Below are 26,774 nucleotides of genomic sequence, written 5' to 3'. Positions count from 1 at the left end.
GCGATGGCGGTGTAGCGTTTACAACGATTCCAGCTGCTGCACGACCTCGCTGAACCCCGGCCGCGCCAGCACATCCGGCTGACAGCAGCGCTGTTCCAGCGCCTCCAGCACCTCACGTCGATCCGCACTCAGACCCGAGTCGACGCGCGCCAGCAATTCCCCCAGCAAAATGCCGAATGCTCGCACTTCGATGCGTTGCAGCGCGCGGGTTTCCGGGTTGTCCGTGGTGGCATGGAACGACGCCGCGCCAAAGTCTCCCAGCAGGCAATCGCCCTGATCGTTCAACAAGATATTGTGCCCATAAAGGTCGCCATGGGTGATGCCTTGTTCATGCAGATGTTCGGCAACCGACGCAATCCCTTTTGCGATGCGCAAGGCGACATCGGCACTGAACCGGCAGTCATCGGTGTAGATATCCCGCGAACAGGACGCCAGGCTCGGCAATGCGGCGAGGTTGCGATAGCTCGGGTCGATCAGTTGCATCACCAGCCCTTGCTGGCCCTCGGGATGATTGCCGATGCGGCCCTCGACCCGGATCAGGTTCGGGTGCAGCCCGGCCGTGATACAGGCGTTCATTTCGTGCAGCGGTGAGCCGTCGCTGGTCATCTCGCCCTTGTAGAGCTTTACCGCCACAGAACGCTCAGGCTGGCCGACCGGCTGCCACGACGCACGGGAAATGACCCCGGACGCGCCTTCGCCCAGCCGCTGCTCGAGACGCAGGCTCGACCAGTCGATCAACGGCGTGGCTTCCAGCGCGGCGGCATCGGCTTCGGTTTCCAGCGGATTGCCGGCGTAGGCCAGCCAGGTCAGGCTCGGCAGGGTCAGCAGCCACTGCGGCAGTTCCGTCAACTGGTTGGCGGCGATGCGGATCAATTCCAGCCGATGGCACTGACTCAGCGATGGCGGCAGCGCGCGCAGACGGTTACCGGCGAGCATGAGTTTTTGCAGGAGCGGGCGCTCGCCCAATTCGGCGGGCAGGGTTTCGATGAGGTTGTCGGTCAGGATCAGCCAGCGCAACTGCGGTGGCAGGGCGGTGCCGGACACTCGGACGATCCCGTTGGCCTTGAAGCCGATCATGCTCAGGGCCTGGCACTGACCGAGGCACTCGGGCAGCTCGGTGAACCGGTTGTCGGAACAGAACAGCACCCGCAGACGGGACAAACGATGCAAATCGTCCGGCAGGCTGCTCAGTTTGTTGCCGCTGAGGTTAAGTACCTCCAGCGTGTCGGCCAGGTCGAAGATCTCTTGTGGGAACTCGGTCAAGCCTTCGACCAGGTCCAGCCGGGTGATGCCCGACAGTTCGCCGGCGCGCAATTGAGCAAGGGTGTGCATGTAAAAAGGTCGCTATCGAGAGGGCGCCGTGACGCCGGGAATGGGCGGCATGATAACGGCAAATCAGGCCAGTTCGCGCACTTCCGCCAATTGCCCCAACCGGCTGCGGGTGCGAGCCAGGTCAATGGCGTTGCCGGCCAGGCTTTCATGCAAAGGCTGGCGCCCGAGTAGCGTCAGGTGTTTGTCCTGATCGTAGAGCACGTCGATCAGGTTGATGAAACGCTGCTGGACGGCGATCGAGCATTCGTCCAGCTCCGGCAGTTCATCGATGATCCAGTGGTCGAAGCGCCGGCACAGTTCCAGATAATCCATCACGGCCGTGGGCTGTTCGCACAGGTCATTGAAGGTGAAACCGACGCGGCGGCCTTCGCACAGACGCGCCTGCAAGACCCGGTTGCCAACCGTTATCGGTTGCGGCGCGGTATCCCGTGGCGGCAAATCCAGCGCCAGCCGTTGTGCCGGTGTGGCCGGCCAGACGTAATGGCCCTGGGTGAACAGCTGATGCGCGTGATTGCGCGCCTGGCTGCGGTAGTCATGGGGGCCGCCGACTTCCATGACCTGCATGCGCGCGTTGATCAGGTCGATCACCGGTTTGAACCGTGCGTGATACAGCGGGTTGGGCAACAGGCCTTCCGGCGGGTAGTTGGAGGTCACCAGCAACAGGATCCCACGCTGGAACAAGGCCTTGTACAACCGGGTGATGAGCATCGCGTCGCCGATGTCATGCACATGGAATTCGTCGAAACACAGCACCCGGCAGTCCTGTAGCAACTCATCAAGGGTGGCGCCGAGGGCGTCGTCCTGTTCGCGATGCCGGAACATCCCCTGATGCAGGCGGGCGAAGAATTCATGGAAGTGCAGGCGTTGTTTCTGCTGGATCGGCAAGGCCTGAAAAAAACCGTCGAGCAACCAGCTCTTGCCACGCCCGACGGCGCCGTGCAGGTACAGACTGGGTGGGGTTTGCGTCGAAGGGCCGAACAACAGGCCGGCCTGCTGTGCCATGCAGTCGATCACCCGCTGCTGGCTGTGGCTGAGGGTATAGCCCTGGCCATGGGCCTTGTGCCGGAAGTAATCGCGGATCGATTGGGCGCTGGCGCAATGGCCAGCACTGGCCAGATTTCGCTTGCCGAACAAACGGCGCAACCCTGAAAGGCGCTGGGACAGACGCGAACGTTCGGGCGGTCGGGCGGGCACGGTGTGGTCACTCCGTCATCGTCAGGCCGGCTCCCCCCGAGCGCGGCGGCGTAGTGTAACCAGATGGGTAGTTTGCCTTCCACTGCGCTTTATCGGCCAACGGTCTTTCTGGACAGTAATCTGCGGCGCGTACAGGTTTTTTCAGTGCCATGGGGTAACGGATCGACAACTTTTCGAAACATATCCCGCACGTTCAGTGGATCCAATCGACTGGCGCAATCGGCGTCCGTTGCTAACCTGAAACACTGTAACGGCAGAGACGCTGTCGCCATCAAGGAGCGGACGGTGAATGCAAGGGTGGTCTGGGCATTGCTGGGCGGGCTCGCAACACCGGTGCAGGCGGCCGACCTGCAGGTTGAGGTGCGCGTCGATGTGCAGCGCGGTTGCCAGTTGATCGGCCAGCAGCGCGAAGCCGGTATCGAGCAACTGGGTGTGCTTGATTTCGGCAGCACTGCACGCCTTGACGATCCGGCCGGGCCACTCGGGGCGGCGCTGATGAATGCGCGATTGCCGCGCCTGGAATGCAATCCCGACACGCCGTATCAGCTGTGCGTCGATGGCGGGCTGCATGGCGGGACCGGAGAAGTGCGCTACATGACGGGCGAGGCGGGTGGCAAAGCCATTCCTTACCGTTTGTACCAGGACGCCGCACGGCGGCTGCCGCTGGTGGTGGACGTGCCGGTCAGCGGGCGGGTGCCCGACAGCGGTTCGGTGGACCTGCCGCTGTACGGCCGGATCGAGCGGATGGCCGAGGTGCCGAGAGCCGGTCGGTATTCGGATCTGGTCAAGGTGACGGTGACCTGGTGATCGGCCGGGAGCGTGTGCGGCAGGAGCGTTCAATGACGAACGCGGTCAGGGATCGGAAGGAGTAGGGATGCAATGACAGGCAAGCACTGGCTGGTCATCACCGCAGGCGCATTGCTGTTGCTCACCGAAGATGCCCAGGCGGCCATCAACGGGCAGATTCACGCCCGGTTGACCCTTATCGCCGGCTGCGAAGTGACCAATACATCCAGCCCCGCCAGCCCGGTAGGCGATTTCGGCAAACTCGATTTCGGCCAGCAGGGCCCTACCTGGAACGCCCCCATCAAGGCCAGCCTGGCCAACGACAGCAGCGGCAGGCTCAACGTGGCCTGCAACCCTTCGGTGACCGGTTTCACCGTGAGCATCGACGGCGGCACTCATGGTGACGGCAATACCCGTCGCCTGAGCAACGGTCGCCAGACCATTCCCTATCAACTGTTTCTCGATGCCTCGGGCAGCCAGAGCTACAGCATCGGTCAACAGCACAATTTCGCTGTCACCAGCGGCGCGCAGATACCCATCCCGGTATTTGGCTCGGTGGTGGCGAACACCCGTGCGGTACCGGCCGGTGTCTATACCGACACCCTGACGGTGACGCTCGATTGGTAAACCGTAGAGGAAGGACACCATGGGTACGATTGCATCAAGGATAGGTTTGTCGTTGCTCGGCCTGACGCTGGCCTCCAGCGTCAATGCCGCTACCACGGTCACCGGTCAGATCACTTCCAGCCTGATCCTGATCAGCAGTTGCCAGGTCAACGGTTCCGGCGGTTCCACAGGCCTGAACTTCGGTGCCCTGAACTTCGGCACCGCCAACAGCCTGTTCACCACCGCGACCGGCCAGGTGCTGGGCGGCGGTGGCGGGGCGTTGTCGATTCTCTGCTCGGCCGGCACCACGCCGTCGGTCAAGGTGCGGGCCGGCGCCCACGACGGGTTGTCGCCCGGCGGCACCCGCGCGCTTTACGACGGTGTTGCCAACTACGTGCCCTACGACTTGTACACCGATGCCGGGCACTCGCAATTGCTGGCTATCGACGGCGTGATCAACCTCGCCGCCAGCACCGGCGTGGCGCAGACCGTGAACCTCTACGGTCAGGCGGTGGGCAAGGCCGGCCTGCCGGCGGGCACTTACACCGACACGATTTCCGTTGAGCTGACGTTCTAGTGCCATGGGCCGGCATGGTTGTGCGGCGCTGCTTCTGTTGTGCGCGGGGGCTGTGCCATTGCCGCTGGCGGCGGTGACCAGCCAGAGCTTTCAGGTCAGCGCGACGATCACACCGGGCTGCCTGGTGGTGGGGGGCGTGTCGAACTATGGCGGACTGAATTTCGGTTCGAGTTCGGCACTGGCCACCGGCACGGTGCAAGTGGCATTGACCGGCGGCGTGCAGTTGCAATGTACGCCGGGGGTGACGCTGAACATGACGGTCGATGGCGGCCAGTACAACAGCGGCGGGCGCCGCATGCAAATCAGTGGCGGTAGCGCGAAGGTGGCGTATGCGTTGTTTCGCGATGCGGCCTACAGCCAGAGTCTGGGTATCGGGCAGAGCGTGGCGGTGGCTTATAGCGACGCCAACAACATCAGCCTGCCGATCTACGGTCAGGTTCAGTTGCCGGGCAATCAGCCCGGGGGGACGTACAGCGACGTGTTGCAGGTGCAACTGTCGTGGTAATGAAAGGCACAAGGAGCAGGTTTATGGGGGTTGTCTCGTCACGGCTGTTACGGGCGGGTTGCGCAATGCTGATGTTGGCTTCACTCGGCGCGATCAAGGCGCAGGCGGCCAGTTCTGTTCTGATCTGGCCGATCGATCCGGTGCTCGAAGCTGATCAGCAGGCCAGCGCGTTATGGCTGGAAAATCGTGGCAGTGAAACCGCGAATCTGCAGATCCGCGTGTTTGGCTGGAGCCAGAACGGCTTCCAGGAGCAATACCAGAACCAGCGTGACGTGATCGGCAGTCCGCCCGTGGCGAAGATCGAGCCGGGGCAGAAACAACTGGTGCGCCTGACCCGGACAAAAGAGGTGCCGCCCGGCCAGGAACTGGCCTACCGGATCATCATCGACGAAATTCCTTCGGCGCAGCCACCTGTCGCCGATGCAGGAAAGACGGCTGCGGCCATTCGCTTCCAGATGCGCTATTCGGTGCCCCTGTTTGCATACGGTGCCGGCCTGTGGAGCAAGGAAGACACGACCCGGCCGCGTGATCCCAAGGGTATCGGGCTGCCGCAATTGAGCTGGCGCACGGTTTCGGTCGACGGCAAACCCTATGTGGAAGTGCGCAACCAGGGCGCGGTGCATGCGCGGTTGACCGATGTCGCGCTCAAGCAGGGCGGGCAGAGCAAGCCGTTGGCGGAAGGGCTGTTGGGTTATGTGCTGCCCGGCGCGGTCATGCGCTGGCCGGCGCCGGGATCAACAACGGGAGAACTGGCCGGTCGGATCAATGGCGCGGCGCAGGTGCAGAGCATCGCTCCGGCGAAGTAAGGATTTCGGCCTGCGGGCCGGGTAGTGCGGGGCCGCCGGGCAAGCGATTGGCCGGCGGGCAGCAGCGGTTTCAGGAGGAACCAGTCCATTGACGGACGAAGCACGCTAATGAGCCCGGGATGGGCTCGCCGTATTCAGCGTCCGTTGTGGCTTGTCACCGGCGCGTGTTGCCTGATGTTCATTCATCCATCCGGGGCCGGCGAACTGCCGCCGCCTCCCAGCGGCATGGAGGCCGTCAGCGATGCACAGTTGTTTCTGGAACTGGTGGTCAACCAGATGAATACCGGACGTGTAGTGGCGGTGGAGCAGCGCGGCGGGCGGCTGTTCCTGCCGGCCAGTGTGTTGCGCGACACCGGCATGCAACTGCCCGAGAGTGCCGGCGCCGAAGTCGATCTCGACGGTCTGCCGGGGCTTCACAGCGACTACGACAGTGTCGGTCAGCGACTGCTGCTCGATGTGCCACCGGACTGGCTGCCGGAGCAGTTCATCGGCAATCGTCAGGTCTATCCACGTATCCCGGCGCTGAGCAGTTTCGGCGCTTTGTTCAACTATGACCTGTACCTCAACGATACCGACGACGCGGGGACTTATCTGGCGGCGTGGAACGAGGTGCGGGTGTTCGACAGTTGGGGCACGCTGTCCAACACCGGGCAGTACCGGCGCACCTTGTCGGGTGATTCGGTCAGCACGCTGAACAATGGCTATTTGCGCTACGACACCACGTGGCGTTACTCCGACGACGAGCGGATGCTGACCTACGAGGCGGGGGACGTGGTCAGCGGCGCCTTGCCGTGGAGCAGTTCCGTGCGCCTGGGGGGCGTGCAGTTTTCCCGGGATTTCGCGGTGCGTCCGGATCTGGTGACCTATCCGCTGCCGCAGTTCGCCGGTGAAGCGGCGGTGCCGTCCTCGGTGGATCTGTTCATCAACGGCTACAAGTCCAGCAGCACCGATTTGCAACCGGGCCCGTACACCCTGACCAATATCCCCTTCATCAACGGTGCGGGCGAAGCCGTGGTGGTGACCACCGATGCGCTGGGTCGGCAGGTATCGACCACCGTGCCGTTCTATGTCACCAGCAGCCTGTTGCAGAAGGGCTTGAGCGATTTCTCGATCAGCGCCGGTACGCTGCGCCGCGATTACGGGCTGAAGGATTTCAGCTACGGGCCGGGCGTGACTTCGGGCAGCCTGCGTTATGGCATCAGCGACAGCTTCACGCTGGAAAGCCACGCCGAAGCAGCCGATTCACTGACCCTCGGCGGGCTCGGCGGCAATCTGCGGCTGGGCAATTTCGGGGTACTCAACAGTGCGATCAGCCAGAGCCGTTTCGACGGTGACGGCGGTCAGCAATACAGCCTCGGTTATCAGTACAGCGCCCAGCGCTTCAGCTTTTCCTGGCAACGGTTGCAGCGCCGCGATCAGTACGCCGACCTCACGGTGGTCGACAGTCCTTACACCAGCCTCAGCAAGCGCAGCGAGCAGGCGACCCTGAGCCTGAACCTTGAGCGCTGGGGCAGTCTGGGTGTCGGCTACTTCGATATCCGGGCGGCGGACGATTCCCGCACGCGGTTGCTCAACCTGAGCTGGAGCAAGCCGTTGTGGCGCAACAGCAGTTTTTACCTGTCGGCCAACCGCGAAATCGGCGACGCCAACTGGGCGGTGCAGGCGCAACTGGTGATCCCCTTCGACCTGCGCGGCAGCCTCGCCATCAGCAGCGAACGCAGCAAGACCGGGCAGACCCAACAACGCGTCAACTACAGCCGCGCCGTACCGTCCGAGGGCGGGGTGGGCTTCAACCTCGGCTACGCCAACGGTGACGGGCCGGATTACCGCCAAGCCGATGTGACGTGGCGTCTGCAATCGGTGCAGTTGCAGGCTGGTGTCTACGGCACCTCGGACGCAGAAACCCGCTGGGCCGATGCCAGCGGTTCGCTGGTGTGGATGGACCATCAAGTGTTCGCGGCCAATCGCATCGACGATGCGTTCGTGGTCGTCAGCACTGACGGTTACGCGGATGTTCCGGTGCGTTACGAGAACCAGCAGGTCGGCCAGACCGACCGCAACGGCCATTTGCTGGTGCCATGGAGCAGCGCCTACTACCGCGGCAAATATGAAATCGATCCGTTGAACCTGCCGGCCAACGTGCGCAGTCCGAATGTCGAACAGCGCATTGCCGTGCGCCGTGGCAGTGGCTATCTGCTGGAGTTTCCGCTGAGCCGGGTGATTGCCGCGAGCATCGTGCTGGTGGATGCGCAGCAACAGGAATTGCCGCTCGGCAGCGGCGTGCTGCATGAGGAGAGTGGTACGCGCACGGTGGTGGGCTGGGACGGACTGGTCTATCTGGAAAACCTGCAGGCGCAGAACTCGCTGAGGGTGACGCTGGCCGATGGCAAGACCTGTCAGGCGCAGTTCAAGGTTGACCTGCAACAGGATCAGGTGCCCTTGATCGGGCCATTGGTGTGCCAATGACGTGGGTACGGCTCTGCCTGTGGCTGGCACTGATGCTGCCGGGCGCGGCGCAGGCGCTGTGTTCGGTGGTCACCACCACGCCGGCGGCGTTCGGCACGATCAGTTCGATTGCGGTTCGTACCACGTCGCAACCCAGTTCCACACTCAACGGCGGGTTGAGCTGTACAGGCTCGCTGTTGTCGCTGCTGGCCAACAACGATCACTTCTGGGCCACGGTGACCTCCACCCAGAGCGGCTTGCTCGGGCCCACCGGAGATGTCATTGGCTACACGATCTACGCCAACAACAGCACCAGTTACCCGCTGACCCGGGGCACGGCTTATGACTTCGCCCGCAACGGCATTATCGATGCGCTGGGATTGCTGGGCGGCACGGTGCCGAAAACCGTGCCGCTGTACCTCGGCACCACGATTGGCAGCAACGTGGCAGCCGGGGTGTACACCGAAACCCTGAGTATCTTCTGGAACTGGAATTACTGTTCGGGCATCGGGGTCGGCGGACTCTGTCTGGGTCGCGATATCAACAGCGGCACCACGACCCTGACGGTCAATCTGACCGTGTCCAACGATTGCACCATCACCGCGCCCAACATCGCTTTCGGCAGCGCACCGGTGATCAGCGCGTTTACCCCGGTGACCGGGCAGACCATCAATCTGGCCTGCACCAAGGGAAGCGCCTACACCGTGGGTCTGGGCGACGGGCAGAATCCGGTCAGCGTCGGCGGTCGACGACGAATGATTTCCGGCAGCAACTATCTGGCCTACGACATTTTCAAAAGCGCCGGCACCACCCGCTGGGGTAGTGTCGGCGCAGCACGTCGGGCCAGCACCGATGCCGAGGTCAATCCCGGTAACGGCCTGGGCACCGGCAGCCAGATCTTCAACTACAACGCGAAGATCTACACCGACCAGACCACGCCGCCCGCCGGCACCTATCTGGACAATGTGGTGCTGGATGTCGGCTTCTGAACCGGTCAGAAGCGCTCGGTGTGCTGGAGCAACGGCGCCGCCGGGGTATCGGTCGGGCTGACCATGGCGTAGTTGTAACCGTCGCCGGACCAGTACTCGGCCTGCAGATCCCCGTCGCGACGGCTACCCCGTGGCAGAAAGGTATTTTTCGGCCCTGGCGGGCGCACGTAGAAACTGACCTTGTGCCCGTTTTGATCCTCATACATGACCATCGCTGCCGGGCCTTCATCGGTACTCAGCAGGCGGCCGCTGACCGGTTGAAACCCGGCTGCCGTCAGGTCCGGCAGACGGTTGGCCTGCGTGAAGTAGCGGTCGAGCCAGCGCTGCATGTCACCTGCGCCGCCGTCCTTGTAGTCCGCCGGCAGAATCCCTTGCTGAGCGATCAGACGGTACGCCTGCAGGGCATCGCTCATCGGAGCAATCGAGCGTACGAGGGTCATTTCCCGGGCCTGCCAGCCACTGACACCGCCGAGGCTGACCGCTATCAGCAACACGGCCGCGCTGGCCCAGCGTCGACGGGATCGATGCTTGAGCCGCTGGCGGATCAACGCCGGGTCCAGATCCGGGTTGGCCGGTTGTTGCAACGCGCCACCGAGGGCCGCGCGCAGGTGCTGGGCATCCTGTTGCCAGGCGCGGATCAACGCGGCGTCTTCCGGGTGGCTGGCCAGCCAGTTTTCCAGCACACGCCGGTCGGCGTCGCTGAGCTGGTGGTCGATGTAGGCGTGCAAATCACGCTCACTGGGGGGCAGGCTGATCATTTGAGTATCCGCAAGGAAGGGCTGCTGATTTCGCCGTCGCTGAGCTGGCGCAAAGCCTGGCGGGCGCGGGACAGGCGCGACATCACGGTGCCGGTGGGGACGTCGAGAATCTCGGCGACCTCCTTATAGGTCAAGCCTTCCACCGACACCATCAGCAGCAGGGCGCGCTGTTCGGTGGGCAGGCGATCGAAGGCTTGCAGGGTCGACTGGGCAATGACGGTGCGTTCCACCGAGGGCTCGACGTCATCGCGGCCGGTGAAGAATTCGAGCATTCGGGCGTAGCGCCGGGAACGCCGGTGCGCATCGAGGAACTGGCGGTACAGGATCGAAAACAGCCACGCGCGCAGATCGCCCTCGGCGCGCTTGTCACCCCAACTGGAGAGGGCACGTTCAAGGCTGGCCTGGACCAGGTCGTCGGCGCTGCTGGCGTTGCGCGTCAACGACACGGCAAAGCGCCGCAATCTGGGAATGATTTCTCTCAGTTGTTCGTCGAATTCGCTCATGAAGTTCTGCTAGTCACTACGCTGTGGACTAGGAAGACGCCCGGCATTCGAGGTTATTCCACGTTCGGAAAAATAAATACCGGGCCGTGGAATAAATCCTGATGGCGTGCGTCTTGCTGATTCTTCCTACTTGTGGCCGATGGCCCTGGAGTCTTTCATGGTTGATCGCAGCTCACCGCCCGGCGGGCCACAACGCCCGCCTCTAAGTACCGCGAGCCTGGTGTTGCGTCTCGGCGGGATCGCCGTCGTGGTCGCAGCCGTGGCCGGGGCGTTTGCCTACGTTCATGGCAATTTTGACCCACAACGACTGACGCCCAAGGCGTTGGTCGATGTGCTGGAAAAGAACAACGGCGTGCATCCGGGGTTTCGTCGCAATCACGCCAAGGGTGTTTGCGTCATCGGCCATTTCGAAAGCAGTGGTGAGGCGCGTCCTTACTCTGTCGCACAAGTGTTCAATGAGCCACGCACTCCGGTAGTCGGGCGGTTCGCGCTGCCGGCGGGTAATCCTTATGCACCAGACAGCGCTGTACCGATTCGTAGCCTGGCGCTGCGTTTCACCCAGGCCAACGGCCAGCAATGGCGTACCGGGATGAACAGCATGCCGGTGTTCCCGGTGGGCACCCCGGAGGCGTTCTATCAGCTGCAGCAGGCCCAGTCGCCGGATCCGGCAACGGGCAAACCGGATCCGACCAAGGTCCCGGCGTTCTTTGCCTCACACCCGGAAGCCGTACCGTTCCTGACCTGGGTGAAGACGGCCAAACCTTCGGCCAGCTACGTGACCGAGACTTACAACAGTGTCAACGCGTTCTATCTGGTCGACGCGAGCGGCAAGAAGCAGGCCGTGCGCTGGAGCATGGCGCCGTTGGTACAGGATGCAGCGGGCGCTACGGCTCCGGAAGGTAGCGACTTTCTCGAAAAGGACCTGGTTCAACGCCTGGCCGAGGGGCCGCTGCGCTTTCAGTTGAACATTACGTTGGCCAACGCTGACGATCCGGTGAACGACGCGAGCAAGGTCTGGCCTGCCGGTCGCAAAATGCTGAACGCTGGCACCCTTGTGCTGGAAAAGACCCAGCCGCAACTCAGTGGCGAATGCCGCGACATCAACTACGACCCACTGGTCCTGCCCGCCGGGATTGAAGGTTCCGACGACCCGTTGCTTGCCGCTCGTTCAGCCGGCTACGCCGATTCCTACCTGCGCCGCACCAGCGAAGTCAGTCAACTGCCCACAGGCAAACAGGAGGCACGCCCATGAGAACGCCACCGACGCATTTCAATCCGCTGGCGCGGCTGCTGCACTGGCTGATGGCAGTCATGATCATTGCCATGTTGTTCATTGGGGCCGGCATGGTCACCTCGGTGTCGGCGCGGCATGAATGGCTGATCAACCTGCACAAACCGCTGGGTATCGCGATCCTGTTGCTGGTGATCGTGCGCATTCTGGTGCGACTGGGTACGCGTCAGCCGCCGCTGCCGGAGGATCTGCCGGGCTGGCAGGTGATGGCAGCCAAGGCGTCGCACCTGTTGCTGTACGCCTTGATGCTGGTGTTGCCGCTGCTGGGGTGGGCGATGATCAGTGCTGCGGGGGATCCGGTGATGCTTGGCCATTCGTTGCAATTACCGTCGATCCTGCCGGCGGATGCCCAGGTGTTTGCGCTGTTGCGCAAGGCCCACGGTTATCTGGCGTATCTGCTGTTTCTGACCGTGCTGCTGCACCTGGCGGCGGCGCTGTTCCATGGTTGGGTGCGCCGCGACGAGGTGCTCGACAGCATGCTGCGGGGACGCAATCGCAACTGACTGCAGACGTTAATCCGGCGTGGCGAGGGAGCACATTTGCTCGCCACGTTTTTGCGGAGCCAGCGTTTGCCACCAGTACAGCAGCGCGACGATGTTGATTCCAGCACCGAGCCAGCAGACACCCGGCCATCCTGCCCAGGCATACATGGCCGTCGAGGCGATTGAGCCCAGGGCGCTGCCAATCGAGTAAAACAGCATGTAGCCGGCGGTCAGTCGGCTCTGTGCCTCTGGGCGGACGCTGTAGATCATGCTCTGGCTGGTGACATGCACGGCCTGCAAGCCCAGATCCAGAGTGATCACGCCGAGCAACAGCGCCCATAACGAGGATTGGGTGAATGCAATCGGCAGCCAGGAGCCGAGCATCAGCAGCAGGGACAGGCCGCTGACCCATTGCCCGAGACCTCTATCCGCCAGGTGTCCGGCTCTTGCGGCGGCCAACGCGCCAGCCGCACCGGCCAGTCCGAACAGTCCGATTTCGCTGTGGGAAAGTGAAAGCGGCGGGGCGGCCAACGGCAAAACCATCGGCGTCCACAGGACCATGGCACTGGCAAAGGTCAGAAGGGCCAGAATCGCCCGTTGCCGCAACACTGGTTCCTCTCGAAACAGGCTGAACACCGAGGTAATCAACGCGGCGTAGGAGGTTGCCGGTTGCGGGCTCTCGTCCTTGGGCAGCACGCGAAACAACAACAGCGCCATGACCAGTGTCAGCCCCGCCGACAACAGATAAATCGCCCGCCAACCGGCCAGATCCGCCATCCCGCCGGCCACGGTGCGTGCGAGCAAGATGCCGACCACGATGCCGCTGGTGATCACGCCGACAACTTGCCCGCGTTGCGCCGGGACGGCCAAGGTCGCGGCATAGGCCACCAGTACCTGAGTGACGACGGCGAGCAGGCCGGTCAGGGTCATACCGATCAGCAGCCAGATGCTGTTGGTTGCCAAGGCGATCATCAGCAAGGCTGCGGCCGACAGCAGGGTTTGCGTGACAATCAAACGTCGGCGGTTGAGCAGATCACCGAGCGGCACGAGCAGAACCAGCCCGATGCCATAGCCGACCTGGGTCAGCGTGATGACGATGCCGATGCTCGCAGGCGACAGGTTGAAGGTGTCGGCCATGGCGTCCAGCAACGGTTGAGCGTAATACACGTTGCCCACGGCCAGGCCGCAGGCAATGGCGAACAGCAGTACGACGCCACTGCCGAGATTTTGCGCGTTCATGTCCTGATTCCTTTTCTGGTTTCAAATGGAAACTGGAATGACGGTAGATAATCTGGTTTTGTTTTGCAACCTGATTGGGTAAAAGTGCGGCGCAAAAAAAAGATCGCAGACAGGGCTGCGATCTTTCATGGGGCAAGAAACAGGGGGGATCAGCGCAGGGTGTCGACCATGTCGGCGATGGTGGTCAACACGTCTTTGCCCAATTGTTTCGAGCGTTGGCCCGACCAACCGGTGAGCGGGTTCGGCGCGTCATCGTGATCCTTGAACGGCATTTCCAGGGTCAACGACAGGCAGTCGAATTTCTGACCGACGCTGTTGCAGGCCAGGGTCATGTTGGCCTGACCTGGTTCGTCACGGGTGTAGCCGTACTTGGTCTGGAAGTCTTTGGTGGTGTGTTTCAGATGGCTGCGGAAGTGCTCTTCGAGTTTCTCGATCCGTGGCGTATAGCCCGGATTGCCTTCGCAACCGGCGGTGAATACGTGGGGAATTTCTTCGTCGCCGTGTACGTCGAGGAACAGATCGACGCCGTACTTTTCCATCTGCTGCTGTACGAAAAGGACTTCCGGGCTGACTTCCTGACTGGCGTTCTGCCAGGCGCGGTTCAGGTCCTGGCCCATGGCGTTGGTGCGCAGATGGCCGTGGAAGGCACCGTCCGGGTTCATGTTCGGCACTAGGTACAGATCGGCACTTTCCAGCAGTTTGTTCAACACTGGATCGTTGTGATGTTCCAGACGTTCGATCACGCCTTCCATGAACCATTCAGCCATGTGTTCGCCGGGATGCTGCTGGGCGATGATCCAGATCTTGCGTCGGCCTTCGGCGCCGGTGCCTTTGCGCAGCAGCTGGATGTCGCGGCCTTCGACGCTTTTGCCAGTGGCCAGCAGTTCGGTGCCGGCCTTGGTCAGCGCTTGTTCGATCAGCCAGTCATGACGGCCACGGCTGTAAGGTTCGAAGTAGGCGAACCAGGCGTGGGTCTGCTCGGCTTCAAGGCAGAAGCGCAGGCTGTCGCCTTCGAATTGGGTCGGAATGCGGAACCAGTTGACGTGGTCGTAGGAAGCGACGGCCTGATAGCCGGTCCAGGCCTTGTTGTAGGAGGACTGGCTGGCGTTGACCAGGCGGAACCAGTGTTCCTGATGAACATGCAGGCCGCTGGCCTTGAAGTGGAACCACTGGAAATGAGCGCTGCGGGTATCTGGCCGAATTGCCAGAACCGGGTTGAGCGGGTTGCTGATGTCGATGACTTGGATGTTGCCGCTGTCGAAGTTGGCGCTGATGTCGAACGAAGATTTGGCCACGGTCATAATCGGTTCCTGAATATGATTTTTATGGCGGCTACTTTACACGCAAGACAGGGGTGAAACCGAGGGAAATTGCGGGGTGTGGCGGGGGGCGTCTTCCATGACGCGGGTGCAGCTTAGTAGCTGTGCGATTGATTCTCAAGTGCTAATTGGCATTACTTTTCCCCAATGCGGACGGGGTTCCCTTGCCAAGCGATATTCTTTTGATATTATCCGCGCCACCGAATTTGCAGCACCCAAAGACTTCATTAGCCTGAAGCCACAAGCCAGAAAACTGGCAAAAAAAAGACCCGGCAAAAAGCCGGGTCAAAAACCGTGATTAGCCTGATGAGGAGATAGTCCAGAAGACCGACCTAAGGTCTCTGGTCCATCGACTGATCTCGCGACCAGTTGCTTGCAATAATAATCATTATCATTTGCAAGTCAAACGTTTTTATCTGCGCGATTGGAAAATTCTTTCCTGTCCGTCTTCAGCGAACACCGCCATCGAGCGAGTGATCGACCATCGCCCGTGCCATGTCCACCATGTGCACGACCGAAAACGCCAGATCCCGACTGACGCCTTGCAAGCCGTCTGCAGCCTTGAACGCCGTGGCCGCCGCACACCGCAGCAAATCCGAGGCGTGGACCAGGGATTCTTCGCCACTCAAATTACTGTTCACGCCGAAAAAACGTTCTTCCACTCCCTGTTCTGACACAGCCGGTTTCAAGTAATAGTCCAATGCCCGCTGCGCGGCAGCGCAACCCTGTGGAGACTTGAAGGTGGTATCCATTTGAAGGTCGGGCAGGTCGTTGCTGGTGATATTCATGGTGAAAGGTCACTCCTTGGTCGATTCAAATCCGTGACCCAAGAATAGTACCTAGAGTATTTGTGACCAGAATTTAAATACTACAATATGTGTTTTGCCGGCCGAAGGCGGGCACGTATGGTGCCGCACATGGATAAATGGATTGAGTTGGTCAAGGCCAAAATGAGTGAACTCAACGTCACTCAAGTCGAGCTCGGCGAGCGCGTCGGCATGTCTCAGGGCGGTATCGGCCATTGGCTGAACAAGCGCCGTGAGCCCGGCATCACGCAGATGAACCGCGTGCTGAAAGCGCTGGGCATGGAGTATCTCGAAGTCGCGGTGGTGATCCGCGAACCGCAAGTCGACAAGGACGACGAAATGCCGCTGGCGCAGAAGTACAACCCTTATTTCCGCTACCCGGTCAGCGACTGGAAAACCCCGATCGAGGCCCGTGAAGCCCAACCGGCGTATTCGAGCGGCAAGGACAAGCGACGTTTCGAACTGACGGATTACCACGCCCGTGGCCCGGCGTTCTGGCTCACCGTGGTGGGCAACTCGATGACCGCACCTACCGGGCAGAGCATCGGCGAGGGGATGATGATCCTGGTGGACCCGGCGCTGGAGGCAGAACCCGGAAAACTGGTGATCGTCCAATGGCCGGACAGCGATGAAGCGATTTTCCGCAAGCTGATCGAAGAGGGCGGCCAGCGTTACCTGATGCCGCTCAATCCGACTTGGCCGAAAGCTTTGTTCACCGACGAGTGCCGAATTATCGGCGTCGTGGTTCAGGCATCGGCCAAGTACTAATCAGATCGATCCTCGCCATGCGTAGGATCGATCCACCTTTCACACCTCTTCCAGTTCGACCAATGCACTGCCTTCGCTGACCATTTCGCCTTCCTGGCAATACAGCGCCTTGATCACGCCGGCATGGGGTGCACGGATGCTGTGCTCCATCTTCATCGCTTCCAGCACCACCAGTTGTGCGCCGGCTTCAACCGATTGTCCGGCCTCCACCAGAACCCGCACGATGCTGCCGTTCATCGGCGCGGTCAGGCCGCCCTGATGGCTGTGACTGGCTTCGACAGCGCTGATCGGGTCGTAGGTTTCAACGCGCCGCAACTCGCCGTCCCATTGCAGATACAACACCTCTCCACGACGAATCGCCCGCAGCTGTCGACGTAAACCATCACGCTCGATCACCAATTGCTCGCCGACCAGTTTTGCACTGCCGCCAGCACCGAGCGTCAACGCCCGATCCTGCCCCTCGCAACTCAAATGCAAAGTGATTTCACGTGGCAGGCCAGCACGCAAACCGCTGTGAAGCGCCCAAGGCGAAGCCGGATCATCCGCCCGAGCCGTCCCCGGCAAGCTCTGCGCAAAAGCCTGCGCCGCCGCATCCCAGAACTCATCGCTCAGCGCAGCAGGCGCTGGCAGCAACTGTTCCTGATAGCGCGGAATGAACCCGGTATCCAGTTCCGCCGCCGCGAACGCCGGATGACCGATGATCCGCCGCAGGAAGTTGATGTTGGTCTTCAACCCGCCGATCGCAAACTCATCGAGCATGCTCAGCAGCCGCAAACGCGCCTGCTCACGATCCTCGCCCCAGGCAATCAGCTTGCCGAGCATCGGGTCGTAGAACGGCGAGATCTCATCACCTTCCTCAACGCCTGCGTCTACGCGCCGTCCCGGCCCTGCAGCGGAATCGCGATACAGCTCCAGACGCCCGGTGGCCGGCAGGAAGTCATTCGAAGGATCTTCCGCATACAACCGCACTTCAATCGCATGCCCGTTCAGCGGCACCTGATCCTGAGTGATCGGCAGCGCTTCACCACGGGCGACGCGAATCTGCCAGGCCACCAGATCAAGCCCGGTAATGGCCTCGGTGACCGGATGCTCGACCTGCAACCGCGTGTTCATCTCCATGAAGAAGAACTCGCCACGATCGTCCAGCAGAAACTCCACCGTACCGGCGCCGACGTAACCGATGGCCTGCGCCGAACGCACTGCCGCTTCGCCCATCGCCCGACGCAGTTCCGGACTCAAGCCCGGTGCCGGCGCCTCTTCGACGACTTTCTGGTGCCGACGCTGAATCGAGCAGTCGCGCTCATTCAAATACAGGCAATTGCCATGCTGATCAGCAAACACCTGGATTTCCACGTGGCGCGGCTTCAGCAGGTATTTCTCCACCAGCATCCGCGAATCGCCGAACGACGACTGCGCTTCACGCTGGGCGGAGGCCAACGCTTCAGCCAATTGACTCACGTCTTCAACGACCTTCATGCCTTTACCGCCACCGCCGGCAGTGGCCTTGAGCAGCACCGGGTAGCCGATGCGTTCGCAAGCATCGCGGAAGGTATCAAGATCCTGTGCCTCGCCGTGATAGCCCGGCACCAGCGGCACACCAGCAGTTTCCATCAACGCCTTGGCGGCGGACTTGCTGCCCATCGCATCGATGGCCGAGGCCGGCGGGCCGAGGAAAATCAGGCCGGCCGCATCAATGGCACGGGCAAACCCGGCGTTCTCCGACAGAAAGCCATAACCCGGATGAATCGCCTGAGCGCCGCTGGCCTTGGCCGCTGCGATAAGTTTGTCGATCTGCAGGTAGCTGTCGGCCGCTTTGCTGCCGCCCAGATCGACGCGGATATCCGCTTCACGGCTGTGCCGCGCTTCACGGTCGGTGGCGCTGTGCACGGCCACGGTGGTCAGGCCCAGCGCCTTGGCGGTGCGCATGACCCGGCAAGCGATTTCGCCACGGTTGGCCACCAGCAGGGTGGTGAGAACAGGTGCGCTCATCAACGCGGCTCCTTGGTGGTGGTTGCGGCTTGCCAGCTCGGTGGACGTTTCTGCAGAAAGGCCCGCAGACCTTCCTGGCCTTCCGGGCTGACGCGGATGCGGGCGATGGCATTTTCGGTATAGCGGCGCAGGGCTGGAGTCAGTGCGCCGTTGCCGACTTCACGCAGCAGATCCTTGCTGGCGCGCATGGCGGCGGGGCTGTTGAGTAGCAGGTTGTCGATCCATTGCTCGACTTTCTGTTCAAGCTCGGTCGCTGGATAGCTTTCGGACAACAAACCGATTTCCCGCGCCCGCTGACCGCCGAAACGCTCGGCCGTCAGCGCATAACGCCGCGCCGCGCGCTCGCCGATGGCTTGCACCACGAACGGACTGATCACCGCTGGTGCCAAGCCAATGCGCACTTCCGACAGGCAGAACTGCGCGTCGTCCGCGCCAATCGCCATGTCGCAGCAACTGATCAGCCCCAGCGCGCCACCGAACGCCGCGCCTTGCACCACGGCCACGGTCGGGATTTTCAGTTTGGCGAGGTTGTACATCAGCTCCGCCAGTTCCCGGGCGTCGTCGAGGTTGGTGTGGTAATCGAGTTCGGCCGATTGCTGCATCCAGGCCAGATCCGCGCCGGCGCTGAAGTGTTTGCCGCGTCCACGCACCAGCAGGAAACGCAGGCTGGCGTCGCTGGCGACCTTGTCCAGCGCCAGGATCAATTCGCGGATCATCTCGGCGTTGAATGCGTTGTTCTTTTCTTCGCGGCTCAGCCACAGGGTCGCGAAACCCCGTGGATCGCTCTGCAATTCGAGGGTGTTGAAGTCGCTCATGAGGTTCTCCCGATCACATCCGGAACACGCCGAAGCGGCTCGGTTCGATAGGCGCGTTCAACGACGCGGACAAGGCTAGGGCCAGTACATCGCGGGTCTGCGCTGGGTCGATGACGCCGTCATCCCACAGCCGTGCGCTGGAGTAGTAGGGGTGACCCTGCTCTTCGTACTGGTCGAGAATCGGTTGCTTGATCTCGCTTTCCTGCTCGGCACTGAACGTCTGACCGCTGCGTTCGGCCTGCTCGCGCTTTACCTGAACCAATACGCCGGCTGCCTGTTCGGCGCCCATCACGCCAATCCGCGCATTCGGCCACATCCACAGGAAGCGTGGATCGTAGGCCCGCCCGCACATGCCGTAGTTACCGGCGCCGAAGCTGCCGCCGATGATCACGGTGAATTTCGGCACCTTGGCGCACGCCACGGCGGTCACCAGTTTCGCGCCGTGTTTGGCGATGCCGCCGGCCTCGTATTTCTGGCCGACCATGAAGCCGGTGATGTTCTGCAGAAACAGCAGCGGGATGCCGCGCTGACAGGCGAGTTCGATGAAGTGCGCGCCTTTTTGCGCCGCTTCGGCGAACAGGATGCCGTTGTTGGCGAGGATTGCGATCGGGTAGCCATGCAGATGAGCGAAACCGCACACCAGCGTCGTGCCGAACAAGGCTTTGAATTCATCGAACACCGAACCATCGACCAGCCGCGCAATCACTTCGCGCACATCGAACGGCTGCTTGGCGTCCGCCGACACCACTCCGTACAACTCGTCGCTGGCGTACAGCGGCGCAATCGGCGCGCGCTGCTGCACTTCCCCGAGCTTGCGCCAGTTGAGGTTGGCAACGCTGCGGCGGGCGAGGGCGAGTGCGTGCTCGTCGCTTTCGGCGTAGTGATCGGCGACCCCGGAAATCTTGCAATGCACATCGGCCCCGCCGAGGTCTTCGGCGCTGACCACTTCACCGGTCGCGGCTTTCACCAGCGGCGGACCAGCGAGGAAAATCGTCGCCTGATTGCGCACCATGATCGCTTCGTCAGCCATCGCCGGTACATACGCGCCGCCAGCGGTGCACGAGCCCATGACCACGGCAATCTGCGGAATGCCCATGGCGCTCATGTTGGCCTGGTTGAAGAAGATTCGCCCGAAGTGCTCGCGGTCCGGGAACACTTCGTCCTGACGCGGCAGGTTGGCGCCACCCGAGTCCACCAGATAGATGCACGGCAGGCGGTTTTGCTGGGCGATGGTCTGGGCGCGCAGGTGTTTCTTCACGGTCAGCGGGTAGTACGAGCCACCTTTCACCGTCGCGTCGTTGGCGACGATCATGCACTCGACGCCTTCCACGCGGCCGATCCCGGCAATCACGCCGGCGGCCGGCACGTCTTCGCCATAAACGGCGTGAGCGGCCAACTGGCTGATTTCCAGAAACGGCGAGCCCGGATCGAGCAAGCGGTTGATCCGCTCACGCGGCAGCAGTTTGCCCCGCGAGGTGTGCCGTTCCTGAGCTTTCGCGCCACCGCCCTGTGCCACTTGGGCGAGCAGGGTGTGCAGGGCATCGACCTGTTGAAGCATCGCCGCGCTGTTGGCGGCGAACTCCGCTGAACGGGAGTTGAGCTGGGTATGCAGGATAGCCATGGACAGCTCCGTTAGCGGGTTTCGTTGAACAGTTCGCGACCGATCAGCATGCGACGGATCTCACTGGTGCCGGCGCCGATTTCGTACAGCTTGGCGTCACGCAGCAGACGGCCGGCGGGGAATTCGTTGATGTAGCCGTTGCCGCCGAGAATCTGGATCGCGTCCAGGGCCATTTGCGTGGCGCGTTCGGCGGTGTAGAGGATCACGCCGGCGGCGTCCTTGCGCGTGGTTTCGTTGCGCTCGCAGGCCTGGGCCACGGCGTAGAGGTAGGCGCGGCTGGCGTTGAGCTGGGTGTACATGTCGGCGACTTTGCCCTGGATCAGCTGGAATTCGCCGATGCTCTGGCCGAACTGCTTGCGGTCGTGGATGTACGGCACGATCAGGTCCATGCACGACTGCATGATCCCGGTCGGGCCACCGGACAGCACGACGCGCTCGTAATCGAGGCCGCTCATCAGCACTTTCACGCCGCCGTTGAGCACGCCGAGGATGTTTTCTTCCGGGACTTCGACGTCATCAAAGAACAGCTCGCAGGTGTTGGAGCCGCGCATGCCGAGCTTGTCGAACTTGTTGCTGCGGCTGAAGCCTTTCCAGTCGCGTTCGACGATGAACGCGGTGATGCCGTGTGGGCCTTTTTCCAGATCGGTCTTGGCGTAGATCACGTAGGTGTTGGCGTCGGGGCCGTTGGTGATCCAGGTCTTGCTGCCGTTGAGCACGAAACGGTCGCCGCGTTTATCGGCGCGCAGTTTCATCGAAACCACATCGGAACCGGCGTTCGGCTCGCTCATCGCGAGGGCGCCAACGTGTTCGCCGCTGATCAGCTTCGGCAGGTATTTGGCTTTCTGTTCGTGGTTGCCGTTGCGGTTGATCTGGTTCACGCAGAGGTTGGAGTGGGCGCCGTAGGACAACGCCACGGAAGCCGAGCCACGGCTAATTTCTTCCATCGCCACGACGTGCGCCAGGTAACCCAGACCAGCGCCGCCGTACTCTTCCGGAACGGTGATGCCGAGCAGGCCCATGTCACCGAACTTGCGCCACAGATCGGCGGGGAACAGGTTGTCGCTGTCGATCTGCGCGGCACGCGGGGCGATCTCCTTGGCGACAAAGGACTGAACCTGATCGCGCAGCATGTCGATGGTTTCGCCGAGGGCAAAGTTCAGGGATGGGTAGCTCATGGGTCACCTTTTGGCTTTTTTGTAGGGCGGGGAGGGCGGCGGTTTGGCTCTCACCTTTACGTTAACGTAAGCCTGTGACGAATGGCTGTCAATCACCCTTTACGTTAACGTCAACTTGAGCGAGAGTAGGGCCAGTTCTGAATGGTCGGAGCTCATATGGCTCCGGTCCAACACCCACTAATAAAGACAATAGGGGTCGTCATGGATCAACCCAGTGCAAACCCGCAGCGCAGCTACACCCGTGGTTCCCAGGACAAAGCCTTGCTGGCGATGACCATCGGGCAGAAGTTCGACGAGACCGTCGCGCAGTACCCGGACGGCGAGGCGCTGGTAGTGCGCCATCAGCAGCAGCGTTACACCTGGCGGCAACTGGCCGACGCGGTGGACGTGCATGCCAGAGCGTTGCTGGCGTTGGGTTTGCAGGCCGGCGACCGGCTCGGTATCTGGGCGCCGAACTGCGCGCAGTGGTGCATCACTCAGTTCGCCACTGCGAAGATCGGCGTGATTCTGGTCAACATCAACCCGGCCTACCGCAGCTCCGAATTGGAGTACGTACTCAAGCAATCCGGTTGCCAATGGCTGGTCTGCGCCGGTGCCTTCAAATCTTCGAACTACCACGGCATGCTGCAAGGCTTGCTGCCGGAGCTGGCCGAGCAATCCATCGGCGAACTGCGCAGCGAGCGCCTGCCGGAACTGCGCGGTCTGATCAGCCTCGATCCGCAACCGCCTTCGGGTTTTCTCCCGTGGTCGCAACTGGCAGATCTGGCCGCCAGTGTCTCTCCAGAACAATTGCGTGAACGCAGCGACAGCCTGCACTTCGATCAGCCCGTCAACATCCAGTACACCTCCGGCACCACCGGTTTCCCCAAGGGCGCGACCCTCAGTCACTACAACATCCTCAACAATGGTTACATGGTCGGCGAAAGCCTCGGCCTGACCGCTGCCGATCGTCTGGTGATCCCGGTGCCGCTGTATCACTGCTTCGGCATGGTCATGGGCAACCTCGGCTGCGTCACCCACGGCAGCACGATGATTTATCCCAACGATGCCTTCGATCCGCTGCTGACCCTGAACACCGTCGCCGAAGAAAAGGCCACCGCGCTGTATGGCGTGCCGACCATGTTCATCGCCATGCTCGATCAGCCTCAGCGTGCCGAGTTCGACCTGTCGACCCTGCGCACCGGGATCATGGCCGGCGCGACTTGTCCGATCGAAGTGATGCGCCGGGTCATCAACGAAATGCACATGAGCGAAGTGCAGATCGCCTACGGCATGACCGAAACCAGCCCCGTGTCCCTGCAGACCGGCCCATCCGACGAACTGGAACTGCGCGTGACCACCGTCGGCCGCACCCAGCCACAGCTCGAAAGCAAAATCATCGACGAGGCCGGCAACCCGGTACCGCGCGGCACCATCGGCGAACTGTGCACCCGTGGCTACAGCGTGATGCTCGGCTACTGGAACAACCCGAGTGCCACCGCCGAAGCCATCGACGCGGCAGGCTGGATGCACACCGGCGACCTGGCGAGCATGAACGACGAGGGTTACGTGTGCATCGCCGGCCGTAACAAGGACATGATCATCCGTGGCGGCGAGAACATTTACCCGCGTGAACTGGAAGAGTTCTTCTTCACTCACCCGGCGGTGGCGGACGTGCAGGTAATCGGCATTCCCTGCTCGCGTTACGGTGAAGAAATCGTCGCCTGGATCAAATTCCATCCCGGCCACAGCGCCACCGAACAAGAGCTGCAAGCGTGGTGCAAGGAACGCATCGCCCACTTCAAGACGCCGCGGCACTTCAAATTCGTCGAGGAGTTTCCGATGACGGTGACGGGCAAGATCCAGAAATTCCGGATGCGTGAGATCAGTATCGAAGAGTTGCGCGGTAACGAGGGCTGACACAGTTTCAACGTTCTATATCGATCAGAGCCTTCGAAGCCAGGGCGCGGACCCTGGCTTCGAAAGCAGCGCTTATTACTTTACTTCTACATTTTCCAACGCCTGATTCACCGCCAATTCCCCCAACATCACGACTTGCGCAATGCCCAGCAGGGTCTTGCGGTTCGGCCCTTCCAGCAGGCCGGCAAAGTCACCGAGCATGACCGTGGCTGACGCGAGGGACTCGCAGGCGTTGGCCAGCAAGGATTCCGTGTCGGTTTGCGGGTTGACCATGAACATGTCGTTGGGGGTGTAGGGCGTGGCCATGATCCGGGCTGCGGGTGTCAGGTAATAGTCGAGGGCGCGTTCGGCGGCGTCGTGAAGTTTTCTTGAATCGGGAAATTCGTAAGGGGACACCGGATCTTCTAACGGTGGAATGACGGTCTGGGACATCAGCTGGAACTCCGAAAAAGAGTCGCTTGAGGATTTGTGTAGATGGCTGCCAAACAGTGAGGGGACACGCCCCTCACCGAGGCGGCAACTATCGCGAGACGTGATGGTTGTCCAGCACACGATTGACCAGCAGCTCACTCAGCATGATGACCTGCTGCAGTATCTGCATCGCCTTGCGCTGCGACGGATCGACGGTGTTGCCGATATCCCGGGCCATGTCACTGGCCGACGACAGCGTTTCGCACGCTTCGACCAGCAGCGTTTCGTCATCCACCGTTGGATTGACCAGATAGATCCTGCCGGGCTTGCGCGATGGCTTGGACGTCTTCTGCGCCCCAGGATCGAGGTAATGATTGATCGCCCGCTCGGTGGCCGTTTTTATGTTTTCGGCTTCGAGTGCGGCGTCGTAGGGGATTGAATCGGTTTCTGGCGGGTTGGGTGTGGCTTTGAACATACGTGTAACTCCTATCGCAGACTTCAAGGAGCCATCACCCACGCTACCAAACGATGGGTGGCGGCCATACGCGGGTTGGTAGACCGGCTGCAATAGGAACCCGGCGCTCACGAATGAGCCCCACGCATGACCACCATAAAACAGAGCCCCAAAAAGGGACTGCATACGGTGTTGCCATACAGCTATTACAGACGGGCTACCAAACCCGATCACTGTTTTTCAGTGACAGGGAAACGATATAGCCCGTCCCATAGCCGCGTAAGCCGGCGGATTCTGGCGTACGCGTAGGCAACGACGCAAGGTGTTGTAGCCCTTATGGCGTAACGGTTCGTGTACTTTAAACGCCCGTGCGCCGTCGCGGTTACACACAGCGAAAGCCGTGAACCCTACGTGTTTTTGTTGGGATTGCTTGGATGTGTGGGGCTGGATGTTGAGGCACGGGATCAATTGCCTCACTGAGATCTTGCCGAGTGAGCACTTGCAGGAAAATCGAGATAGGGGAGGAGATTGGTCGCGGACAATTTCAGAACGCCAGACAGCACAAAGGGGAGCCGAAGCTCCCCTTTAATTTTGTCGTCGCGTGCTCTTTTTTATTATTGAGGGGCGGTCTGTTGTTGTTTTTGGCAACCGTGGCCCTTTACCGCTGTTTTTGGCGACCCCCATCCGGGGTCAAGAGCAAACGTATTTTTTTGAGCGCTGATCTGCTTTCTCGTCTAGCGATCCAACCGATTCGGGAGCTACCTGAAGGTAGTTTTATTGTTCTCTGCCCGGTTGCGGGTCATTCCGAGGAACACCCTGAAAAGCACACCTTCTCCAAAAAAATCTGTTAGCTGCGTCTCTGCCGTGTTGTTTTTGTTATGTCAGAGTCGGTACGTCTTATTTTTATTGGTTTGCTGCTTTTTATTCTTGTTATGCCATAGAGATAGCAGAAGCCGTGCCAACTTTTAAAAACCCTTGTAAATCAAGGGTTTGAGATTTTTGAAGGATTTTTCCTTCAGGCAAAACCAGACAATTTGTTTCCGTGTTACTCGCCTATGCCCACGTTTCGGACACAGCGGTAACACCTTCGCCCTCACTGTGCGCTACGAGCCTTGGCCACGCGCGAACCGGTCGGGCGACCCAGCACGGCACTGATCTGCTGGCCGGCGGCAATCAAGGCGTCGAGGTTGATACCGGTCTCGATGCCCAGGCCGTTGAGCAGGTACACCACGTCTTCGGTGGCGACGTTACCGCTGGCGCCCTTGGCATACGGGCAGCCGCCGAGGCCGGCGATGGAGCTGTCGAACACTGCGATGCCTTCCAGCAGGCTGGCGTAGATGTTGGCCATGGCCTGGCCATAGGTGTCGTGGAAGTGGCCGGCGAGTTTCTCGCGAGGCACTTGCTTCGAGACTACTTCGAACAGCCGGCGGGTGGCGCCCGCGGTGCCGGTGCCGATGGTGTCGCCCAGCGACACTTCGTAGCAGCCCATCGCGTACAGCTCGCGGGCGACCATGGCCACTTGTTCCGGCGCGACCTCGCCTTCATAAGGGCAGCCGAGCACGCAGGACACGTAACCGCGCACGGTAACGCCATGCTGTTTCGCGGACTCCATGATCGGCGCGAACCGCGCGAGGCTTTCGCTGATCGAGCAATTGATGTTGCGCTGCGAGAATGCTTCGGACGCAGCCGCAAACACCGCGACTTCCTTGACCCCGGCCGCCAGCGCATCTTCAAAACCGCGCAGGTTCGGCGCCAGTGCGCCATAGGTCACGCCGGGCTTGCGCTGGATTTGCGCGAACACGTCGGCGGAACCGGCCATCTGCGGTACCCACTTGGGCGAGACGAAACTGCCGACTTCTATATAGCCAAGGCCGGCAGCGCTCAACGCGTCGACCAGTTGCACCTTGTCGGCGACGCTGATGGGCTGGGCTTCGTTCTGCAGGCCGTCACGGGGGCCGACTTCGATCAGGCGTACTTGGGAGGGGAGGGACATGGCGTTGACCT

Annotated in this window: 26 protein-coding genes; 12 read left to right on the top strand and 14 right to left on the bottom strand. The window is 61.4% G+C overall.

The window, feature by feature from the left end; translation table 11 throughout:
- Nucleotides 1-18: 18 nt before the first annotated feature.
- Together M5B98_RS16075 and zapE are read right to left on the bottom strand one after the other, a co-directional pair.
- The gene (locus M5B98_RS16075) at nt 19-1,332 is read right to left on the bottom strand and encodes a protein kinase (RefSeq protein WP_248743225.1); all 1,314 of its coding nucleotides are present in this window, start codon (nt 1,330-1,332) and stop codon (nt 19-21) included.
- Nucleotides 1,333-1,395: 63 nt separating this feature from the next.
- Nucleotides 1,396-2,526, bottom strand: a complete 1,131-nt coding sequence (zapE, locus tag M5B98_RS16070) for a cell division protein ZapE (protein WP_248743224.1) — start codon at nt 2,524-2,526, stop codon at nt 1,396-1,398.
- A 285-nt stretch (nt 2,527-2,811) separates the two neighbouring features.
- On the opposite strand from zapE, the gene M5B98_RS16065 reads away from it, so the two are divergent.
- From M5B98_RS16065 to M5B98_RS16035, 7 genes are all read left to right on the top strand, one after another.
- Entirely contained in the window at nt 2,812-3,333 is a 522-nt protein-coding gene (locus tag M5B98_RS16065; protein ID WP_248743223.1) for a spore coat U domain-containing protein, read from the top strand.
- A 72-nt stretch (nt 3,334-3,405) separates the two neighbouring features.
- Nucleotides 3,406-3,939 (top strand): spore coat U domain-containing protein, encoded by a 534-nt coding sequence (locus M5B98_RS16060; protein ID WP_085712451.1) that lies wholly within the window; start codon nt 3,406-3,408, stop codon nt 3,937-3,939.
- A gap of 19 nt (nt 3,940-3,958) precedes the next feature.
- Entirely contained in the window at nt 3,959-4,495 is a 537-nt protein-coding gene (locus M5B98_RS16055; protein WP_119428025.1) for a spore coat U domain-containing protein, read from the top strand.
- A gap of 4 nt (nt 4,496-4,499) precedes the next feature.
- Nucleotides 4,500-5,000: a spore coat U domain-containing protein gene (locus M5B98_RS16050; RefSeq protein WP_248741092.1), complete on the top strand. Its 501-nt coding sequence runs from the start codon at nt 4,500-4,502 to the stop codon at nt 4,998-5,000.
- A gap of 23 nt (nt 5,001-5,023) precedes the next feature.
- The gene (locus M5B98_RS16045; protein ID WP_248743222.1) at nt 5,024-5,806 is read left to right on the top strand and encodes a molecular chaperone; all 783 of its coding nucleotides are present in this window, start codon (nt 5,024-5,026) and stop codon (nt 5,804-5,806) included.
- A gap of 108 nt (nt 5,807-5,914) precedes the next feature.
- Complete coding sequence (locus M5B98_RS16040; RefSeq protein ID WP_248743221.1) at nt 5,915-8,272, top strand: fimbria/pilus outer membrane usher protein; 2,358 nt, start codon at nt 5,915-5,917, stop codon at nt 8,270-8,272.
- Nucleotides 8,269-9,240, top strand: a complete 972-nt coding sequence (locus tag M5B98_RS16035) for a spore coat protein U domain-containing protein (protein WP_248743220.1) — start codon at nt 8,269-8,271, stop codon at nt 9,238-9,240. The genes M5B98_RS16040 and M5B98_RS16035 overlap by 4 nt, the downstream gene beginning before the upstream one ends.
- Nucleotides 9,241-9,245: 5 nt before the next feature.
- Here M5B98_RS16035 and M5B98_RS16030 read toward each other — a convergent pair whose 3' ends face one another.
- The gene (locus M5B98_RS16030) at nt 9,246-9,998 is read right to left on the bottom strand and encodes an anti-sigma factor family protein (RefSeq protein ID WP_119428030.1); all 753 of its coding nucleotides are present in this window, start codon (nt 9,996-9,998) and stop codon (nt 9,246-9,248) included.
- Nucleotides 9,995-10,501 (bottom strand): RNA polymerase sigma factor, encoded by a 507-nt coding sequence (locus M5B98_RS16025; RefSeq protein ID WP_248743219.1) that lies wholly within the window; start codon nt 10,499-10,501, stop codon nt 9,995-9,997. Before M5B98_RS16025 ends, M5B98_RS16030 begins: the two co-directional genes overlap by 4 nt.
- A 157-nt stretch (nt 10,502-10,658) precedes the next feature.
- On the opposite strand from M5B98_RS16025, the gene M5B98_RS16020 reads away from it, so the two are divergent.
- Both M5B98_RS16020 and M5B98_RS16015 read left to right on the top strand, forming a co-directional pair.
- Complete coding sequence (locus tag M5B98_RS16020) at nt 10,659-11,753, top strand: catalase family peroxidase (RefSeq protein WP_248743218.1); 1,095 nt, start codon at nt 10,659-10,661, stop codon at nt 11,751-11,753.
- Nucleotides 11,750-12,295, top strand: a complete 546-nt coding sequence (locus tag M5B98_RS16015) for a cytochrome b (protein WP_119428033.1) — start codon at nt 11,750-11,752, stop codon at nt 12,293-12,295. The genes M5B98_RS16020 and M5B98_RS16015 overlap by 4 nt, the downstream gene beginning before the upstream one ends.
- 9 nt (nt 12,296-12,304) lie before the next feature.
- Here M5B98_RS16015 and M5B98_RS16010 read toward each other — a convergent pair whose 3' ends face one another.
- Nucleotides 12,305-13,513 (bottom strand): MFS transporter, encoded by a 1,209-nt coding sequence (locus M5B98_RS16010; protein WP_248743217.1) that lies wholly within the window; start codon nt 13,511-13,513, stop codon nt 12,305-12,307.
- A gap of 149 nt (nt 13,514-13,662) precedes the next feature.
- On the bottom strand, nt 13,663-14,814 hold the full coding sequence (locus M5B98_RS16005; protein WP_248743216.1) for a M14-type cytosolic carboxypeptidase: 1,152 nt from the start codon (nt 14,812-14,814) through the stop codon (nt 13,663-13,665).
- Between the two features lie 97 nt (nt 14,815-14,911).
- Here M5B98_RS16005 and M5B98_RS16000 point away from each other — a divergent pair, with 97 nt between their 5' ends.
- The gene (locus tag M5B98_RS16000) at nt 14,912-15,130 is read left to right on the top strand and encodes a hypothetical protein (protein WP_134827404.1); all 219 of its coding nucleotides are present in this window, start codon (nt 14,912-14,914) and stop codon (nt 15,128-15,130) included.
- 151 nt (nt 15,131-15,281) lie between these two features.
- Here the strand turns inward: M5B98_RS16000 and M5B98_RS15995 are convergent, their stop codons facing one another.
- Nucleotides 15,282-15,620, bottom strand: coding sequence for a DUF6124 family protein (locus tag M5B98_RS15995; RefSeq protein WP_085712439.1), 339 nt, complete (start codon nt 15,618-15,620; stop codon nt 15,282-15,284).
- Between the two features lie 129 nt (nt 15,621-15,749).
- On the opposite strand from M5B98_RS15995, the gene M5B98_RS15990 reads away from it, so the two are divergent.
- Nucleotides 15,750-16,406: a LexA family protein gene (locus tag M5B98_RS15990; RefSeq protein WP_248743215.1), complete on the top strand. Its 657-nt coding sequence runs from the start codon at nt 15,750-15,752 to the stop codon at nt 16,404-16,406.
- Nucleotides 16,407-16,445: 39 nt separating this feature from the next.
- On the opposite strand, the gene M5B98_RS15985 is transcribed toward M5B98_RS15990, so the two are convergent.
- Genes M5B98_RS15985 through M5B98_RS15970 form a run of 4 tightly spaced genes read right to left on the bottom strand, consistent with a single transcriptional unit; the run spans nt 16,446 to nt 22,006 of the window.
- The gene (locus M5B98_RS15985; protein ID WP_248743214.1) at nt 16,446-18,395 is read right to left on the bottom strand and encodes an acetyl/propionyl/methylcrotonyl-CoA carboxylase subunit alpha; all 1,950 of its coding nucleotides are present in this window, start codon (nt 18,393-18,395) and stop codon (nt 16,446-16,448) included.
- The gene (locus tag M5B98_RS15980; RefSeq protein ID WP_085712437.1) at nt 18,395-19,210 is read right to left on the bottom strand and encodes a gamma-carboxygeranoyl-CoA hydratase; all 816 of its coding nucleotides are present in this window, start codon (nt 19,208-19,210) and stop codon (nt 18,395-18,397) included. The genes M5B98_RS15985 and M5B98_RS15980 overlap by 1 nt, the downstream gene beginning before the upstream one ends.
- Nucleotides 19,211-19,223: 13 nt before the next feature.
- Nucleotides 19,224-20,831 carry a carboxyl transferase domain-containing protein gene (locus M5B98_RS15975; protein WP_248743213.1) on the bottom strand — a complete coding sequence of 536 codons (1,608 nt, stop codon included), beginning with the start codon at nt 20,829-20,831 and terminating at the stop codon, nt 19,224-19,226.
- A gap of 11 nt (nt 20,832-20,842) precedes the next feature.
- Complete coding sequence (locus M5B98_RS15970) at nt 20,843-22,006, bottom strand: isovaleryl-CoA dehydrogenase (protein ID WP_039767508.1); 1,164 nt, start codon at nt 22,004-22,006, stop codon at nt 20,843-20,845.
- A 201-nt stretch (nt 22,007-22,207) separates the two neighbouring features.
- On the opposite strand from M5B98_RS15970, the gene M5B98_RS15965 reads away from it, so the two are divergent.
- The gene (locus tag M5B98_RS15965; RefSeq protein ID WP_248743212.1) at nt 22,208-23,905 is read left to right on the top strand and encodes an AMP-binding protein; all 1,698 of its coding nucleotides are present in this window, start codon (nt 22,208-22,210) and stop codon (nt 23,903-23,905) included.
- Nucleotides 23,906-23,980: 75 nt separating this feature from the next.
- Here the strand turns inward: M5B98_RS15965 and M5B98_RS15960 are convergent, their stop codons facing one another.
- From M5B98_RS15960 to M5B98_RS15950, 3 genes are all read right to left on the bottom strand, one after another.
- Entirely contained in the window at nt 23,981-24,337 is a 357-nt protein-coding gene (locus tag M5B98_RS15960) for a DUF6124 family protein (protein ID WP_248743211.1), read from the bottom strand.
- Nucleotides 24,338-24,425: 88 nt separating this feature from the next.
- On the bottom strand, nt 24,426-24,791 hold the full coding sequence (locus tag M5B98_RS15955) for a DUF6124 family protein (protein WP_248743210.1): 366 nt from the start codon (nt 24,789-24,791) through the stop codon (nt 24,426-24,428).
- Nucleotides 24,792-25,863: 1,072 nt separating this feature from the next.
- Entirely contained in the window at nt 25,864-26,763 is a 900-nt protein-coding gene (locus M5B98_RS15950; protein ID WP_248743209.1) for a hydroxymethylglutaryl-CoA lyase, read from the bottom strand.
- Nucleotides 26,764-26,774: the final 11 nt, after the last annotated feature.

The organism is Pseudomonas sp. MWU12-3088, assembly GCF_023242405.1.
GTDB classification, from domain to species: Bacteria; Pseudomonadota; Gammaproteobacteria; order Pseudomonadales; family Pseudomonadaceae; genus Aquipseudomonas; species Aquipseudomonas kribbensis.
This window is presented reverse-complemented; position numbering and strand designations above follow the sequence as displayed.